At 67.1% G+C, this 16392-nt stretch carries 18 protein-coding genes; 9 read left to right on the top strand and 9 right to left on the bottom strand.

Annotated features, from left to right (window positions below; genetic code table 11):
• From AWB70_RS07675 to AWB70_RS07645, 7 genes are all read left to right on the top strand, one after another.
• Positions 1–585, top strand: a complete 585-nt coding sequence (locus AWB70_RS07675; protein ID WP_053571256.1) for a LolA family protein — start codon at positions 1–3, stop codon at positions 583–585.
• Between the two features lie 7 nt (positions 586–592).
• Complete coding sequence (locus tag AWB70_RS07670; protein WP_053571255.1) at positions 593–2947, top strand: MMPL family transporter; 2355 nt, start codon at positions 593–595, stop codon at positions 2945–2947.
• Complete coding sequence (locus AWB70_RS07665) at positions 2944–3756, top strand: polysaccharide deacetylase family protein (RefSeq protein WP_053571254.1); 813 nt, start codon at positions 2944–2946, stop codon at positions 3754–3756. The genes AWB70_RS07670 and AWB70_RS07665 overlap by 4 nt, the downstream gene beginning before the upstream one ends.
• Before the next feature lie 31 nt (positions 3757–3787).
• Positions 3788–4510, top strand: a complete 723-nt coding sequence (locus AWB70_RS07660; RefSeq protein WP_053571253.1) for a class I SAM-dependent methyltransferase — start codon at positions 3788–3790, stop codon at positions 4508–4510.
• 85 nt (positions 4511–4595) lie between these two features.
• A complete protein-coding gene (locus tag AWB70_RS07655; protein ID WP_053571252.1) occupies positions 4596–5804 on the top strand; it encodes a beta-ketoacyl-[acyl-carrier-protein] synthase family protein in 1209 nt (402 codons plus the stop codon).
• Positions 5801–6598, top strand: a complete 798-nt coding sequence (locus AWB70_RS07650) for a beta-ketoacyl synthase chain length factor (protein WP_053571251.1) — start codon at positions 5801–5803, stop codon at positions 6596–6598. Before AWB70_RS07655 ends, AWB70_RS07650 begins: the two co-directional genes overlap by 4 nt.
• Positions 6595–7062, top strand: a complete 468-nt coding sequence (locus AWB70_RS07645) for a hotdog family protein (RefSeq protein ID WP_053571250.1) — start codon at positions 6595–6597, stop codon at positions 7060–7062. The genes AWB70_RS07650 and AWB70_RS07645 overlap by 4 nt, the downstream gene beginning before the upstream one ends.
• On the opposite strand, the gene AWB70_RS07640 is transcribed toward AWB70_RS07645, so the two are convergent.
• The 3 genes from AWB70_RS07640 to AWB70_RS07630 form a co-directional block, all read right to left on the bottom strand.
• Positions 7035–7802, bottom strand: coding sequence for a class I SAM-dependent methyltransferase (locus tag AWB70_RS07640; RefSeq protein ID WP_053571249.1), 768 nt, complete (start codon positions 7800–7802; stop codon positions 7035–7037). The two genes, AWB70_RS07645 and AWB70_RS07640, sit on opposite strands and share 28 nt — an antisense overlap.
• A 70-nt stretch (positions 7803–7872) precedes the next feature.
• Positions 7873–8532: a hypothetical protein gene (locus AWB70_RS07635; RefSeq protein WP_053571248.1), complete on the bottom strand. Its 660-nt coding sequence runs from the start codon at positions 8530–8532 to the stop codon at positions 7873–7875.
• Between the two features lie 220 nt (positions 8533–8752).
• A complete protein-coding gene (locus AWB70_RS07630; RefSeq protein ID WP_053571247.1) occupies positions 8753–9334 on the bottom strand; it encodes a flavin reductase family protein in 582 nt (193 codons plus the stop codon).
• 153 nt (positions 9335–9487) lie between these two features.
• Here AWB70_RS07630 and AWB70_RS07625 point away from each other — a divergent pair, with 153 nt between their 5' ends.
• Positions 9488–10225 (top strand): PadR family transcriptional regulator, encoded by a 738-nt coding sequence (locus tag AWB70_RS07625; RefSeq protein ID WP_053571246.1) that lies wholly within the window; start codon positions 9488–9490, stop codon positions 10223–10225.
• 14 nt (positions 10226–10239) lie between these two features.
• Positions 10240–11070: a siderophore-interacting protein gene (locus AWB70_RS07620; RefSeq protein WP_053571245.1), complete on the top strand. Its 831-nt coding sequence runs from the start codon at positions 10240–10242 to the stop codon at positions 11068–11070.
• 9 nt (positions 11071–11079) lie between these two features.
• On the opposite strand, the gene AWB70_RS07615 is transcribed toward AWB70_RS07620, so the two are convergent.
• Genes AWB70_RS07615 through AWB70_RS07590 form a run of 6 tightly spaced genes read right to left on the bottom strand, consistent with a single transcriptional unit; the run spans position 11080 to position 16392 of the window.
• Positions 11080–11964, bottom strand: coding sequence for an isocitrate lyase/PEP mutase family protein (locus AWB70_RS07615; RefSeq protein ID WP_052485903.1), 885 nt, complete (start codon positions 11962–11964; stop codon positions 11080–11082).
• A 16-nt stretch (positions 11965–11980) separates the two neighbouring features.
• The gene (leuD, locus tag AWB70_RS07610) at positions 11981–12598 is read right to left on the bottom strand and encodes a 3-isopropylmalate dehydratase small subunit (protein ID WP_053571244.1); all 618 of its coding nucleotides are present in this window, start codon (positions 12596–12598) and stop codon (positions 11981–11983) included.
• Positions 12595–14001, bottom strand: a complete 1407-nt coding sequence (gene leuC / locus AWB70_RS07605; RefSeq protein WP_053571243.1) for a 3-isopropylmalate dehydratase large subunit — start codon at positions 13999–14001, stop codon at positions 12595–12597. The genes leuD and leuC overlap by 4 nt, the downstream gene beginning before the upstream one ends.
• 2 nt (positions 14002–14003) lie before the next feature.
• Entirely contained in the window at positions 14004–14780 is a 777-nt protein-coding gene (locus AWB70_RS07600) for an ABC transporter permease (RefSeq protein ID WP_053571242.1), read from the bottom strand.
• The gene (locus AWB70_RS07595; RefSeq protein ID WP_053571241.1) at positions 14777–15535 is read right to left on the bottom strand and encodes an ABC transporter permease; all 759 of its coding nucleotides are present in this window, start codon (positions 15533–15535) and stop codon (positions 14777–14779) included. The genes AWB70_RS07600 and AWB70_RS07595 overlap by 4 nt, the downstream gene beginning before the upstream one ends.
• A complete protein-coding gene (locus AWB70_RS07590; RefSeq protein WP_053571240.1) occupies positions 15532–16392 on the bottom strand; it encodes an ABC transporter ATP-binding protein in 861 nt (286 codons plus the stop codon). The genes AWB70_RS07595 and AWB70_RS07590 overlap by 4 nt, the downstream gene beginning before the upstream one ends.

The raw sequence follows: 16392 nt of genomic DNA, 5'->3' as shown, positions 1-16392 counted from the left end.
ATGCGAGTTTTCGCCGCGGTCCTGACCGCCGCCGTTCTCGGCGCTTCATCGATGATGGCCGTCGCCGCCGACACGCCCTGGACGCTCGATCGCCTGATGAACACGCTCGGCGCGAAGAAGTCCGGCCGCGCGCGCTTCACCGAGACGCGTTATCTGAAGATCGCGCAGGAGCCGCTCGAATCGTCGGGCGAACTCGTGTTCGTCGCGCCGGATCATCTGGAAAAGCACACGGTCAGCCCGAAACCCGAAAATCTCGTCGTCGACGGCGACATGCTCACCGTCGATCGCAACGGCCGCAAGGTCACGATTCCGCTGCGCAATTATCCGGAGCTGGGCGCGTTCATCGAAAGCATCCGCGCGACGCTCGCCGGCAACCGTTTCGCGCTGGAAGAGGCCTACACGGTGTCGATCTCGGGCCGTGGCGACGACTGGACCCTGACGCTCGTGCCGATCGATTCGCGCATGAAGCAGAAAGTCAGTTCGATCACGCTCGCCGGCACGGGCGCGGCGCTGGCGCGCGTCGAGATCAAGCAGGCCGACGGCGACCGTTCGCTGATGCGCCTGCAAGACGCGTCGGCGCATTAGGCCCGGCATGCGCGCCGTTCTTCGCGAGCCGGCCGTAATCGTCTGGCTGTGCCTGCTCGCGCTGTGCGCGGGCGTGATCGCCCGCACGAATTTTTCCGCCGATCTCTCCGCGTTCCTGCCGCGCTCGCCGAGCGAGCAGCAGCGCGTGCTCGTCGAGCAGTTGCGCGACGGACTGGTGTCGCGGCTGATTCTCGTCGGCATCGAGGGCGGCGATGCGAAGGGCCGCGCGGACGCGTCGCGCAAGGTTGCGGCGAAGCTGCGCGCCGACAAGCGCTTTTCCGCCGTCAATAACGGCGAGCCGGTCGGACAGGCGCGCGACGAGCGTTTCGTGTTCGAGCATCGCTATCAGCTGAGTCCGGCGGTGACGCCCGAGCGCTTCAGCGTGGCCGGCCTGAAAGACGCGCTCGCGGACAGCCTCGATCTGCTGAGCTCATCGGCCGGCATGATGGCGAAGGACTTGCTGCCGCACGATCCGACCGGCGAAGTCACCGCGCTCGTCAGTCAGCTGGACAGCGGCGCGCAGCCTTCGATGCGCGAGGGCGTGTGGGTGTCGCGCGACGGCCAGCGCGCCGTGCTGCTTGCGCAAACCGCGAGCGCCGGTTCCGACACCGACGCGCAGGCGTCCGCGATTGCCGCGATCCACGATGCGTTCGCAGCGGTTGCGCCGTCGTACCGGCTGTCGATGACGGGCCCCGGCGTGTTCGCCGTCGAAACGCGCGACACGATCATGCGCGACGTGCGCTGGCTGTCGGCCGCGAGCATCGTGCTGATCGTCGTGCTGCTGCTCGCGGTGTATCGCTCGGTGCCGACGCTGCTGCTCGGCCTGATGCCGGTGCTGTCCGGCGTGGCGGCGGGCGTCGCCGCGGTGAGCGTCGCGTTCGGCACCGTGCATGGCCTCACGCTCGGGTTCGGCACGACGCTGATCGGCGAGGCCGTCGATTACTCGATTTATCTCTTCGTGCAGTCGGCGGGCGTGCAAAGACGCGAGTCGCTGAAAGACTGGGTCGCCGGTTTCTGGCCGACGATCCGTCTCGGCGTGCTCACGTCGATCTGCGGCTTCGCGTCGATGCTCTTCTCCGGATTTCCGGGCCTCGTGCAACTCGGGCTGTATTCGATCGTCGGTCTGGCGACGGCGGGCATCGTCACGCGCTTCGTGCTGCCGCATCTGCTGCCGCAAGGCTTCGCGATCCGCGATGTGTCGCACCTCGGCAATCTGCTCGCACGCTTCGCGGCGCGGGCGTCGCGCCTGCGCGGGGCGCTCGCCGTGCTGCTGCTCCTGGCCGTCGCGGCGCTGCTCATGCAGCGGCATGGTCTGTGGAGCCAGGAATTGTCGGCGCTGAGCCCGGTGCCGAAGGCGAGCCAGGATCTCGACGAACGCCTGCGCGCGGACGTCGGCGCGCCGGACGTGCGCTATCTCGTCGTGGTGCAGGCGGCGAACGAGCAGACGGCGCTCGAACGCGCGGAAGCGGTCGCGCATCGCTTGCAGCCGCTCGTCGACGAACGCGTGATCGCGGGCTACGAAAGCCCCGCGCGCTATTTGCCGAGCGACGCAGCGCAGCGTGCGCGCATCGCGAGCCTGCCGCCCGCCGACCTCTTGCGCGCGCGTCTCGCCGCCGCGCTGAAGGATCAGGCGATCCGCGTGAAGCCGGTGGTTTTCGAGCCCTTCATCGCCGATGCCGACGCCGCCCGCGCGCAGCCACTCGTGCGCCGCGCCGATCTGCAAGGCACGTCGATGGCGCTCGCCGTCGATTCGCTGCTCACCGAGCGCGACGGCCGCTGGACCGCGATGCTGCCGCTGCGCGCGGCGCAAGGCTCGGAGGTCGAGGCGCAGAAAATCCGCGCGGCGGTGGCGTCGGCGAACGTGCCGGACGCGCTTTTCGTCGATATGAAAGCCGAAGCCGACCGCCTCTATCAGAACTACGTGCACGAGGACATTCGCCTTTCGCTCGGCGGGTTCGCGGCCATCGTCGTGCTGCTCGTGCTCGCGCTGCGCTCGCCGGTGCGCGCGGCGCGCACGCTCGCGCCGCTCGTCGCGGCGGTGATCGTCGTGATCGCGGCGCTCGCGCTGGCGGGCAAGTCGCTCACGATCCTCCATCTGATCGGCATGCTGCTGATCGTCGCGGTCGGGTCGAACTATGCGCTCTTCTTCAACTATCGGGCGCACGCGGAAGACAACGCCATTTCGCCGCAAACGCTCGTGTCGCTCGTGATCGCGAATCTCGCGACCGTTCTCGGCTTCGGGCTGCTCGCGCTGTCCAGCGTGCCGATGCTGAAAACCTTCGGCCTGACTGTCGGCCCGGGTGCGATCCTGGCGCTGCTGTTCTCGGCGATCCTCGCGCCGCGTGCCGGATTCAGACGATGAACGCGCCGGGCACACCTCGCCGCTGGACGCCGACGCCGCTCGTCGGCGGCGCGCTCGCCGTGCATGCGGGCGCGCTCGCGTCGCTGGCCGTAGCGCCCGCGGCATGGCCGTGGGCGGCGGGCGGCGTGATCGCCTCGCATCTCGCGCTGACGGCGGCGGGGCTCTGGCCGCGCAGTGCCCTGCTCGGCCACAACTGGACGGCGCTGCCGGCATCGGCGGGCACGCGCATCGCCATCACGATCGACGACGGCCCCGATCCCGAGGTCACGCCGCGCGTGCTCGACCTGCTCGACGCGCATCGCGCCCGCGCGACGTTCTTCTGCATCGGCGAGCGGGTGCGCGCGCATCCGCAGATCGCCCAGGCGATCGTCGCGCGCGGGCATGCCGTGGAGAACCATAGCCAGCGGCATCGCCATAATTTTTCGCTGATGGGGCCGGGCGCGCTGCGGCGCGAAATCGATGCGGCGCAGGCGACGATCGGCGAGATCGCGGGCACGCGGCCGGTGTTCTTTCGTGCGCCTGCCGGGCTGCGCAATCCGTTTCTGGAGCCCGTGCTGTGCGGTCTCGGCCTGCATCTCGCGAGCTGGACGCGGCGCGGCTTCGATACGCGCACCGGCGATGCGGCACTCGTCGCCCGGCGGCTCCTGAACGGGTTCGCCGCGCGCGACATTCTGCTCGTCCACGATGGGCACGCCGCCCGCGCGCCCGACGGCGCGCCCGTCGTGCTCGCCGCGCTCGACACGGTGCTGCGCGCGGCGGCCGAGCGCGGGCTTGCGACCGTGACCTTGCGGGAGGCGATTGTCGGCTAGACTGCACGGGCCCAACGTTACGAACGCCCGCATGGTCCCGACCGCGCTCATCGAAGCCGCCAGCCGTCCTTACCGCGCCGCGGGCCGCTTCGCGTGGCACTTCGCGTCGGCGAAGCTGCGTCACGATCCGTTCTTCGCCCACGTGCTCGCCCACGGACTGATCGCCGATGACGCGCGCATCCTCGATCTCGGCAGCGGCCAGGGTTTGCTCGCCGCGTGGCTCGTCGGCGCGCACGCTTGGCATCGCGATGACGCATCAGCGAAGTGGCCGCCCGACTGGCCCGCGCCGCCCCTGCCGCAATCGATACACGGCATCGACCTGACGCCGCGCGACGTCGACTGGGCGCGCATCGCCTTGAAGGCGCACGCGGCGCGCGTGAGCTTCGTCTGCGACGACATTCGTGCGGCGCCGTTTCCCGAGACCGATGTCGTCGTCGCGTGCGATGTGCTGCATTACGTCGATGCCGATGCGCAAGCGGACATCCTGCGCCGCGTGCGCGCGAGTCTCGCTTCGGACGGCGTGCTGCTCCTGCGCGTCAGCGACGCCGCCGCGGGCTGGCGCGCCGCCGTCGATCGCGCCGTCGATTTCGGCGTGCAGGTGGCCCGATCGGGACGCACCAGCGGGCTCACCTGCCGCAGCGAGGCGCAATGGCTCGCGCTGCTCGACGGCCTGGGCTTTCGCACGACCGTCCGCCCGATGGGCAACGGCGCGCACGAGGCCAATCGTCTGCTGATCGCGAGACCGGCCGGCTGAGCGTCGCCCGGTCCGACGAGACCCGTTTGTTACAATTCATCGACCCACACGCCACTAAGCCACCGAATACCGAGGCGAGCCTGTAGTGAACCCTCTCCTGCTTACGCATTTCACCGCCACGAGTTGCGCGGGACGCGGCATTGACGCGACGCTGGCCGCGCTCGCGCAAGGACGCGGCGGCCTCGCGCCGTGCGACTTCGAAGGCGCCGCGCTCGCCACCTACACGGGGCGCGTCGCGGGCGTCGAGGATGCGCCGGTGCGCGCGGATCTCGCCGACTTCGACTGCCGCAACAACCGCCTCGCGCAACTGGCGATGACGCAGGACGGCTTCGACACGCGCGTGCGCGAAGCAATTGAACGGGCGGGCGCGGAGCGCGTCGGCGTGTTCATGGGCACGAGCACGGCGGGCATTCTCGAAACCGAACTCGCCTACCGCCGCCGCGATGCGCAAACCGGCGCGCTGCCCGCCGATTTCAGCTACGCGACCACGCACAATCCGTATTCGCTCGCCGGCTTCGTGCGGGCGTACTTCGGGCTGCGTGGCCCGGCGGTCTCGGTCTCGTCGGCGTGTTCGTCGGGGGCGAAGGTGTTCGGCTCGGCGCGGCGCATGCTCGAAACCGGTCTCATCGACGTGGCCGTGGTCGGCGGCGTCGATACGCTCTGTCTCACGACGCTTTACGGCTTCAACTCGCTCGAACTGCTTTCGACCGGACCGTGCAAGCCGTTCGACGTGAAGCGCGACGGCATTTCCATCGGCGAGGCGGCGGCGTTCGGGTTGCTCGAACGCGAGCCGGCCGGCCATGCCGACGATGACGACGCGATCCGCCTGCTCGGCATCGGCGAATCGAGCGATGCGTATCACATGTCGTCGCCGCATCCGGAAGGGCTCGGCGCGCGTATCGCGATGGAACAGGCGCTGGCGAGCGCGGGCCTGACTGCGCGCGACATCGGCTATGTGAATCTGCACGGCACCGCGACACCCAGCAACGACGCCGCCGAAAGCCGCGCGCTCACGGACCTGTTCGGCCGCGTGCCGTGCAGTTCGACCAAGGGCGCGACGGGGCATACGCTCGGCGCGGCAGGCGCGCTCGAAGCGGTGATCGCGGCGCTCGCGCTCAAGCATCGGATGATTCCGGCGGGCGCGAATACGACCGAGCCCGATCCCGCGCTCGGTCTCGACTACGTGTTGAGCTCGCGCGACGCGCCGCTCCACGCGGTGCTCTCCAACTCGTTCGGCTTCGGCGGGACGAACTGCAGCCTCGTGTTCGGACGCAAGGGAGCGGCATCGGCATGACTCCATTGCGCGCCTATATCGAAGGGATCGGTGTGATCGGGCCGGGGCTCGCCAACTGGCCGCAGACCGCCGACGTACTCACGCAACGCGCCGTGCGCGACGAAGCACGCACCTCGCTGCCGGCGCCCGCCGGCCTGCCTTCCGCCGAGCGGCGCCGCACGGGGCCGGTCGTGCGCGCGGCGCTCGCGGCGGCGCACGAAGCCGTTGCGCAGAGCGGCCGCGACGCCGCCACGCTCGCCGCCGTGTTCGCGGCGTCGGGCGGCGATGGCGGGAATTTTCATGCGATCTGCGAAACGCTCGCGAGCGACGAGCCGCAACTTTCGCCGACGCGCTTTCACAACTCCGTCCACAACGCGCCCGCGGGCTACTGGAGCATCGCGACGCGCGCGATGGCCGCGTCGAATGTGCTGTGCGCCTACGACGGCAGTTTCGCGGCGGGCTTGCTGGAGAGCCTCGCCCAAGTGAGCGTCGATGGCGCCGAGACGCTGCTCGTCGCCTACGACACCGATTACCCGGAGCCGTTGCGCCACGCGCGTCCGATCGCCGATGCCTTCGGCGTCGCGCTCGTGCTCGCGCCTGAGCCCGGCGAGCGCACGCTCGCGCGCATCGAGGCGCGTCTCACCGACGCAAGCGCGTTCGCCTTCGCCGATGCCGGTCTCGAAGCGCTGCGTCTTTCGAACCCCGCGGCGCGCGCGCTGCCGCTGCTCGACGCGCTGGCGCGCGGGCAGGCGTCGAACGTCGTCATCGATTATCTCGACGGCACGCGTCTCGCCGTGGAGATCGCTCCGGCATGAGCGCCGCGCAGACTTATGATCGCGACTGGATCGCCGCGCGGATTCCGCATGGCGGCTCCATGTGTCTGCTCAATGCCGTCGTCGCGTGGGATGCGCAGCGCATCCGCTGCACCGCGACGAGCCATCTTGCCGCCGGCAATCCGCTGCGTTCCCGGGACCGGCTCGCGTCGGTATGCGGGATCGAATATGCCGCGCAGGCGATGGCCGTGCATGGCGCGCTTCTCGCCGATGCGGGCGAGCGTCCGCGCGTGGGGATGCTGGCGAGCGTGCGCGGCGTGCAGACGCACGTCGAGCGCCTCGATACGCTCGACGGCCCGCTCGATATCGAAGCCGAGCGCATGGGCGGCGACGGCAACACCGTGCTCTACCGCTTCGCCGTGCAGTGCGCGGGCCGCTTGCTCCTGAGCGGGCGCGCAGCCGTGATTCTCGACGCCGCTCAGGCCGCCGGCTTGGTCGCGCAATAGGCCGAAAAGATACCGAGTTCGACATCGCGCCGCACGTTCGCGAAACCCGCGCGGCGAATGGCGGCCAGCACGGCGTCGGGCGGCACGCAGGCTTCGATCGTGTCCCAGTAATAGCGCATCAGTTCCACGCTTTCCTCTTTCTTTCCAACGATCCGCGCGATCATCGGCACCACGCCGCGCATGTAGAGCTTCAGCGCGGCGACGCCCACGCCATGCGCGGGACGCGTGATTTCGAGCACGCACAGCCGGCCGCCGGGCGCGAGCACGCGAAAATATTCGTCGAAGGCTTTCGCGAGATCGCCGACATGGCGCAACGCGAAACCCATGCTCAGAAAATCGTAGGCGGCGCTGTCGCAGGGCAACTCTTCGGCCGTGCCGATGCGCGTTTTTACGCCTGCCGGCAGATGCGCCTGCCCGACCATGCCCGGACTCGGATCAACGCCCGTGACGAGCGCGGGGTCTCCCGTGATCGCAACGGCTTCCCTCGTGACGAGCCCCGTTCCCATGCCGACATCGAGCACGCGCATGCCCGGCGCGAGGCCCGCCGAACGCAGCGCGCGATTGCGATACCACGGGCCGGAGCCGAAGGCCATCGCGCGTTCGATTGCATCGTAGTCGGAGGCGGTGCGGTCGAAGATGCCGCGCAGCCAGAGGCGCCGTTTCGATTCGTCGGGGTAGTAGGACGTGAGCGGCTCGTGCGGGGCGTGGTCATTGCTCGTGTCGCGCCGGGGGGAAGTCATCGGGTCTCCTGGGTTCGGTGCTGAGCCGCGGAAAGGTGCCGATCGTTTTTTTACCACAGCGCGCGCCGTCTCAGTCGGCTATCGCCACGGATGCTTCCACCGGCGCGCCCGCCTCCGTCCACTGCGGCGTTTTGCGTGCGCGCGTGATCGTATTGCGCACGCGCGGCTCGGGCCGCCCGAGCATGCCGCCGCCGACCAGCGCGACGAACGATGCGACCAGCGGCGCGGCGAGCAGCATCGTCGCGAACCTGAACAGCCCGAACTTCAGCGGACTGCGCGACGCCCACGCCGACCACGCGAGCGCGAACGCGACATAAGCGATGGCCGCCGGCGCTCCCGCCAGTTCGGGCATGCCGATGCGCTGCGCGAGCGGCATCGGAAAAATCAGCACCAGGAGCGCGATGCTCGACGTCGCGTGAAGGAGCAACGCGCGCCGCGCCTTCACGAGACTCGCGATCGACCAGACGGCCAGCACGATCAGGAAAAGCGGACACGCGGCCACCACGGCGGCGAGCGCGAGATAGACGACGGCCCCCGTCATCAGATTGCGCAGATAGCCCTCCGACGACGCATACCAGACCATATATCCGGCGGAGAGCGCCGCCACGCAGGCGACGAACGCGATCATGCCGCCCTGCCCGTCCGGCGCAACGAGCAGTCTCAACAACAAAAGACTCGTGAAGCCGATCAGATGAATCACGAACCGCACACCCGAAAAACGCTGTTCCATACCGCACCCCTTTCCCCTGACGGTGCGAGCGGTCGCCGCCGTGGTCGCGAGACCCGGCCAACCTGTCCTCGCCCATCTGTCGGCGCGTCCGATTCGAATGACGGATCGCGCGCTCGAAAACGCCGACGCGAATAGCCTTTCGGTCTTTCGCGGTCGACGTCTCTTTATCGACGGGGAAACGGGGAATCTTTAGCCCTGCGCTAACGGGCCAAAGGGCACATCAGCGCGCCAGCGGCTTCGCCTGCTCCATCGCCGACGCGCGCACGAACTTGCCCGCGCCGAGATGGTGGATCGTGTGCAGCGGCTGATTCGATTCGTCGATGATCCAGTGACCGTCGACGAACACGCGCGCATCGGCGGCGGCCGCGACGACTTCGGCGAAACAGGTGTCGTAGGCGTCTTCGGTGTGCTTCTCGTCGATCAGGCGGCATTCGAGCCACGCCGCGCAGTTCGTCTCGATGAGCGGCACGCCGAGCACCGGCCCCTGCACGGCGTCGATGCCGAACGCCTCGAACTTGTCGATATCGCGCCCGCTCGTCGATCCGACCGCGTAAGTCAGATCGATCAGCGCCGCGCCCGGCACGACGATGCCGAACGTGCCGCTCGCGGCGGCGAGTTCGCGCGTGTACGTGCTCTTGTCGATCACCACGGCGATGCGCGGCGGCGTGAATTCCACCGGCATCGACCAGGCCGCCGCCATGACGTCGCGCCGCCCGCCGTGCGCGCTCGTGACGAGCACGGTCGGACCGTGATTGATGAGGCGGCTGGCGTGTTCCAGCCTGACGGGAAGAAAGTGGCTCATGGTTTCATGCATGCAAAAGACAATGCGCGTGATTGTATGCGGCGTTCAAAATGCACGCGCTCCCGCGCGATCCTCCCCTTAAAAGTCGTCTTGACAGACGCTCTTACGATATATATCTTTAGATATGTTTTACGACATATCTGGAGCATTCATATGAAATCCCGTTGCTTTCAACATGGACGCAATGCCGGCGGCCGCGCCTTCGGCCCTGATTTTCCGTTCGAGGTCCCCGAGTGGGTCGAACGCTTTGCTTTCGAACGCTGGGGCATGATCGGCCGTCATGGTCGCGGCGGCGGCCGCTTTGGCGGCGGTCCCGGTGGAATGGGCGGTCCGGGCGGCATGGGCGGATTCGGCGGCGAAGACGGCATGCCGCGCGGCCGCAAGTTCTCGTCCGACGACCTGCAATTGCTGCTGCTCGCGATGCTCGCCGAAGCGCCGCGTCACGGCTACGAACTCATCAAGGCGCTGGAAGACCGTTCGAACGGCTTCTACGCACCAAGCCCGGGCATGGTCTATCCGGCGCTCACCTATCTGGAAGAGCTTGGCTATACGACCGTCGAACTGGAGGGCAATCGCAAACGCTATGCGCTTTCCGACGCGGGCCGCGACTATCTCGGGGCCAATCGCGAACGCGTGGACTTGATGCTCGCGAAGCTCACCCACTTCGCGCGCAAGATGGATCTCGTGCGCCGCGCCTACATGGGCGAAGAAGCCGACGATGCTTCGTCCGACGGCGGCTGGGCGCCCGAACTCATCGCCGCGCGCCGCGCGCTCAAGAAGGCGCTGCTATTGCGCACCGACGCGCCGCACGACGAACAGCGCCGCATCGCCGCGATCCTGGCCCGCGCGACCGCGGAAATCGAACAGAACCCCGCCCCGAAGCAGGCGTGAAAGGAACCGACACGATGACCGATCCCATCCTGCAAGACCGTCCCGATCTCGACGTCACGCGCGTGCGTCACGCGCTCAAATTCCGCCTGCTGCAAGTCACGCGCGTGCAGGCTGTCAATCCGCATCTCGTGCGCGTCACGTTCACGGGCGATGACCTCGACGACTTCGTCAGCGCATCCTTCGACGATCACGTGAAGCTGTTTTTCCCGGCGCCCGGCGAGACGATGCCCGCGCTGCCGCAGGCCGGTCCCAACGGTCCCGAGTTCGATCCGTCGAAGCCGCGCCCCATCGCGCGCGATTTCACGCCGCGCCGTTTCGACCGCGCCGCACGCGAGCTGGATATCGAATTCGCGCTGCACGAAGCCGGCCCCGCGACCGCGTGGGCCGCACAAGCCGCGCCGGGGCAGCAGCTCGGCATCGGCGGGCCGCGTGGCTCGTTCGTGATTCCGACGCAGTTCTACTGGCATCTGCTGATCGGCGATGAAACCGCGCTGCCCGCCATCGCGCGGCGGCTCGAAGAACTGCCCGAAGGCACGCGCGTCGCGGCGCTGATCGAAGCCGCCGATCCGTCGGCGCGCATCGAATTCGCAACGCGTGCCGATCTGTACGTGCAATGGCGTTACCGGAACGAGAGCGAGCATCCGGGCGGCGCGCTCCTGCTTGCGTTACGCGAAACCTATCTGCCCGATGGCGATGGCTACGTGTGGGCCGCAGGCGAAGCCACCTTGATGCGCGCCGTGCGCAAGCTGCTGTGCGACGAGCGCGGCATCGACAAGAAGCGCATTCGCGCATCGGCGTACTGGAAACGCGGCGAGCAAGCCGTGCATGAAACGATCGACGGCTGAGCGCGCGCGTTACTTCGTCGAGCCACCGCCCGCGAAGCGCTTTTCCACGGCGACCGCCTCGCCGAGACCGACGAAGCGGTTGTACTCCTCGAACGGCGTCAAGCGATCCGCGATGGCGTCGGTCGAGCCTTCGCGCATGAACACGGCCAGCATGTCCTTCACGGCCTTGTGCATCGCAAGCATGGGTTCGATGGGGCTCAGCGTGTAATCGAAGCCTATTTCATAGGCTTCTTTCATCGACACATACGGGCTCTTTCCCGTGCGCGCCTGATTGAACAGAATCGGCTTGCCGAGCGGCTGCAGGCGGCGCGTGAGCTCGCGCATGTGTTCGAGGCTTTCGGGCGCATCGGCATAGAGGCCGTCCGCGCCCGCTTGCGCATAGGCTTCGAGCCGCGCGATGGCATCGTCGATGCCCGTCACCGCGATCGCGTCCGTGCGCGCGACGATAAAGAAATCCGGATCGCGCCGCGCTTCGATCATCGCGCGCAGCTTCAGCACCATCTCCTCTTTCGAGACGAGTTGCTTGCCCGCATAGTGACCGCACTTCTTCGGCAAAGCCTGATCTTCGAGATGCAGCACGGATGCGCCCGCTTCTTCCCAGAGACGCATCGTGCGCTGCACGTCGAGAATGCCGCCGTAGCCTGTATCGGCATCCGCGAAGATGGGCACCGAAGTCACGCGGCAGATGCGGCGGATATGCTCGAACATCTCCGTTTGCGACAGCACGCCCACGTCGGGCTGCCCCGCGACGACGCCTGAAGCAACGAAGCCCGACACGTAGATCGCCTTGGCGCCGGCCTGCTCGGCGAGCATCGCGGTAATGGCGTCGTGCGCGCCCATGCAAACGAACGGGCCTTCCTTGAACAACTCGCGAAAGCGTGCGGAACGGGTCAAGATCAATCTCCGGAAGTCAGGCGAAGTACGCCCAGGCGCGCGTCTTGCGGTCGTTTGCCCGGAAGCGCGCGATATGTTCGGCGAAGCGCCGTGTCTGGTCGATGTCGTCGAGTCCTTCGAGCAAGGCCTCGCGTTGTGCTTCGTCGAATTCGAAAGGAATGGCGCTCAGTTGCGGCGCGCGTATTTCGAGCGCGCGCAAATCGACTTCGATGCTTTCGCCGTCACGCGACGCATCCGCAATACGCTCGATCTCTTTTGCATCGAGCCGAACGAGCAGCAAGCCGTTTTGCAGGCAGTTGTTGTAGAAGATATCGCCGAACGACGGCGCGATCACGCAGCGGATGCCCGCTTCTTCCAGCGCCCACACGGCCATTTCGCGCGAGCTGCCGCAGCCGAAATTCTTGCCGCCGAGTATCGTGCATGCGTCGCGAAACGCGGGCCGATTCAGAACGAAGTCTTCACGCTCGCCGCTCGCCGGTCCACCGTCGCGATAGCGCAGCGTTTCCAGCAGATACGGCCCGAGTTCGCCGCGCTTGAGTTGCGATATGCGCTCGATCCGGATGATGAGATCGGTGTCGATGTTATCGCGCAAGAGCGGCGCGGCCGCGCCCTGAATCGTCGTGACGGCCTTCATTGCGATGCCTCCGCGTAGGGCGCGGCGATATGCCCGGCGAGCGCGCTGGCGGCGGCCACGGCCGGGCTCGCGAGATGCGTGCGCGCGCCCGGTCCCTGCCTGCCGACGAAATTGCGATTCGATGTCGATACGCAACGCTCGCCGCGCCCGACCACATCGCCATTCGCGCCGACGCACATCGAGCAGCCCGGCTCGCGCCATTCGAAGCCCGCCGAGCGAAAGATGTCGTCGAGCCCTTCTTCGTGCGCCTGGCGCGCGACCATGAGCGAGCCGGGCACGACCCACGCCTTCACATGGCGCGCGACATGATGACCGTCGACGATACGCGCTGCGGTGCGCAAATCCTCGATGCGGCTATTCGCGCACGAGCCGATGAACACGCGATCCACGGCGAGCTCATCGAGATGCTGGCCCGCGCGCACGCCCATGTAATCGATCGCGTTTTGCGCGGCCTGCCGCCGCGATTCATCGACGAGCGAGGCGGGATCGGGAATCGTCTCGTCGAACGCGATCACATGCTCGGGACTCGTGCCCCAGGTGACTTGCACGCGAATGGCCGATGCATCGACAATCACTTCGTGATCGAAATGCGCGCCTTCGTCCGTCGCAAGCCGCTTCCAGTCCGCAACGGCCGCGTCGAAATGCGCGCCCTGCGGCGCATAGGGTTTGTCGCGCAGATAAGCGAACGTTGTCTCATCCGGCGCGATCAGCCCGAACTTCGCGCCCAGTTCGATGCTCAGATTGCACAGCGTCAGACGCGCTTCCATCGACAAGTCTTCGATTGCTTCGCCCGCATATTCCACCGCATAGCCGGTGCCGCCCGCCGCGCCGATCTTGCCGATCACATACAGGATCATGTCCTTCGCGCTCACGCCCTCGCGCACGCGGCCATTGAACAGCACGCGCATCGTGCGCGGACGCTTCTGGCGGATCGTTTGCGTGGCGAGCACATGCACGACTTCCGTCGAGCCGATGCCGAACGCGACCGCGCCCATCGCGCCATGCGTGCAGGTGTGGCTGTCCGCGCAGACGATCGACGTGCCCGGCACCGAGAGCCCGAGCTCCGGCCCGATCACATGCACGATGCCTTGCCGCCCCTCGCTTCCGATATCGAAGATCGGAATCGCGTGATGCGTCATCTGCCCGCGCATCGCATCGATCATCTCGGTGCTCCACGCGGCATCGCCGGCATGCCGGCCTGGCAGCGTCGAGATTACATGATCGAGCGTCGCGAACGTGAGCGCGGGGCTGTCCACCGCGAGTCCGCGCCGCTCCAGCACACGCACCGCTTCGACGCCCGTCAGTTCGTGCATGAGGTGGCGATCCACGTGCAGAAGATCGACGCCGCCCGCGAGATGCGCGATCGTATGGCTGTCCCACAGCTTGTCGAAGAGCGTTTTCATGTTCAGTCGCTATGCGTGAGATGACGCTGCCATGTGAGGAACAGCAGATTGACGAGTGTCGCGAACACGAACAGCATCAGCGCGAGCGCCATGATCGTGCTGGTTTCGTTGCGGTTCATCGCGATCATCAACATGCGTCCGATGCCGCTTTGCGAGGCGAACATCTCGCCGATCAGCGTGCCGAGCAGCGTCAGCGAAAAGCCGATGCGCAAGCCCGAGACGACCTCCGGCACGCAGGCGGGAATGAGTACGTGACGCGCGAAATCGCCGGGACTCATGCGATACGTTCTGGCCGCGCGCGCATAGATGGGCGGCATGTTGCGCACCGCGTTCATCGTGAAGAGCGTGATCGGCACGATGCCATGCATGACGCCAAAGACGATCTTCGCCCACAGGCCGAGTCCGCACGCGAGCAACACGACCGGATACAGCGTGACCTTGGGAATCGAATAGAAGCCCATCATCAGCGGCTCCATGACGTCGCCGGCCATGCGGCGCGTGCCGAGCAGCAGGCCGAGGCATACGCCCGCGATCGCCGATATCGCGAATGCCGACGCGAACGCGAGCGACGTCACATACAGGCTCGCCGGAAAATCCGCATCGCTCACGATATGCAGCGCGCGCTGCACCGTATGCGCGGGCGTGGTCAGCACATCCGGGCCGAGCAGTTCGCTCGCGGCCTGCCACAACGCGACGAGCACGACGACCAGCACGAGCGCGTCGGTCCAGCGCCGCACGCGCCGCGTGCTCGTCCCATGCGTGATGACGACGGTGCTCATGCCGCCTCCCTTCTGATGCGCCGGTAGAGCCGCCGTTCGGCCTGGCGCAGCAAGCCGTTGATGGTCGTGACGAAGATCAGCATCAGCAGCATGAGGCCGTACATCGTCGGATTGTCGAATGCGTTGTACGCGAAGGCGATCTGATAGCCGAAGCCCGAGCCCGACAGCACGAACTCGCCCGCGACGACCGCGATGAACGCGTACACGACCGTGAGCTTGATGCCGGTGAAGACGAACGGCAGGCTCGCGGGCAGCGTGATCAGGCGAACTTCATCCAGCGTGCTCAGACGGCACACGCGCGCGGTGCGCAGGAGCACGCGCGGCACGCGCTCCAGACCGTTGAGCGTATTCACGGCCATCGCAACGACCGCGAACAGGAAGCCGATGCCGACCAGCGGCCAGCGATTCAAGCCGAAGATCACGATGAGAATCGGATAGAGCACGAACACCGGCACCGCATAGTACGAAAGCAGCAAGGGATCGAGCACGCGCCGCAGACGCGGCAAGCGAAACAGCAGCACGCCGCCGATAAAGCCCGCGACCACGGCGAGCGCGACCGCAAGCATGGCGCTGCCAAGCGTCTGCAGGATATCGATCGTGAACTGTCCGGACGTGAGAATGTCCCACGCGCTCACCGCCATGCGCGAAGGCGGAATGAACGACACCGGATTGATCCATGCGAGACGCGTCGCGATTTCCAGCAAGAGCAGCAGCGCGACGACGAGACCGATGCGCCAGCGCGCGGCCGTGTTCACGGCCGGCTCCCGAGCGCTTTCAACGCTTCGTCGCGCAACAGGCCCCACACTTGCGCGGTGAGTTCGCCAAAGCGCGGATCGAGCGCGATCTTGCCGTCGCGCAGGCGCGTCCAGCCGGTTTCGATCGTCGCGATGAAACGGCCCGGACACGCCGACATCACGCCGATGCGGTCCGACAGCAGCACCGCTTCGTCGATCGAGTGCGTGATGAGCATGACGGTTGCGCCCGTATCGCGCCAGAGCTTGAGCATTTCATCGCCCATCAGCAGACGCGTTTGCTGGTCGAGCGCGCCGAACGGCTCGTCGAGCAACATGAGACGCGGACGCACGACCATCGCGCGCGCGATGCACACGCGCTGGCGCATGCCGCCCGAAAGCTGCGCCGGATACGCGCGCGCGAACGACTTCAGGCCCATGAACGACAAGGCATGATCGACGCGCTCGCGCACCTCGTTTTCCGGCACGCCCGCGCGGCGTGCGGCGAACGCGGCGTTATCGAATACGTTGAGCCAGGGAAAGCTCGCGTCTTCCTGGAACACGACCGCGACGCCGTCCGGCACTTCACGTCCCACCGGCTGCCCTTCGAATTCCACCGTGCCGCCGCTCGCCGGATTGAGACCCGCGAGCACGTCGAGCAAAGTGGATTTGCCGCATCCCGAAGGGCCGACCACCGAGAAGAACTCGCCCGCGCGCAATTCGAGACTCACGGGCCCGAGCGCATGAAACGGCGGCTTGTCCGCGGTGCCGGGATAGATGCGCGTGACATCGGCGAGACGCGCCTGCACGCGATCGGCGTCCTCTGAAGCCGGATCGCGCGATACGACGGATATCTTCGTGCGACGTGACAACACGCTCAT

The sequence above is a fragment of the Caballeronia cordobensis genome (assembly GCF_001544575.2).
In the GTDB taxonomy this organism is placed as follows: domain Bacteria; phylum Pseudomonadota; class Gammaproteobacteria; order Burkholderiales; family Burkholderiaceae; genus Caballeronia; species Caballeronia cordobensis.
This window is presented reverse-complemented; position numbering and strand designations above follow the sequence as displayed.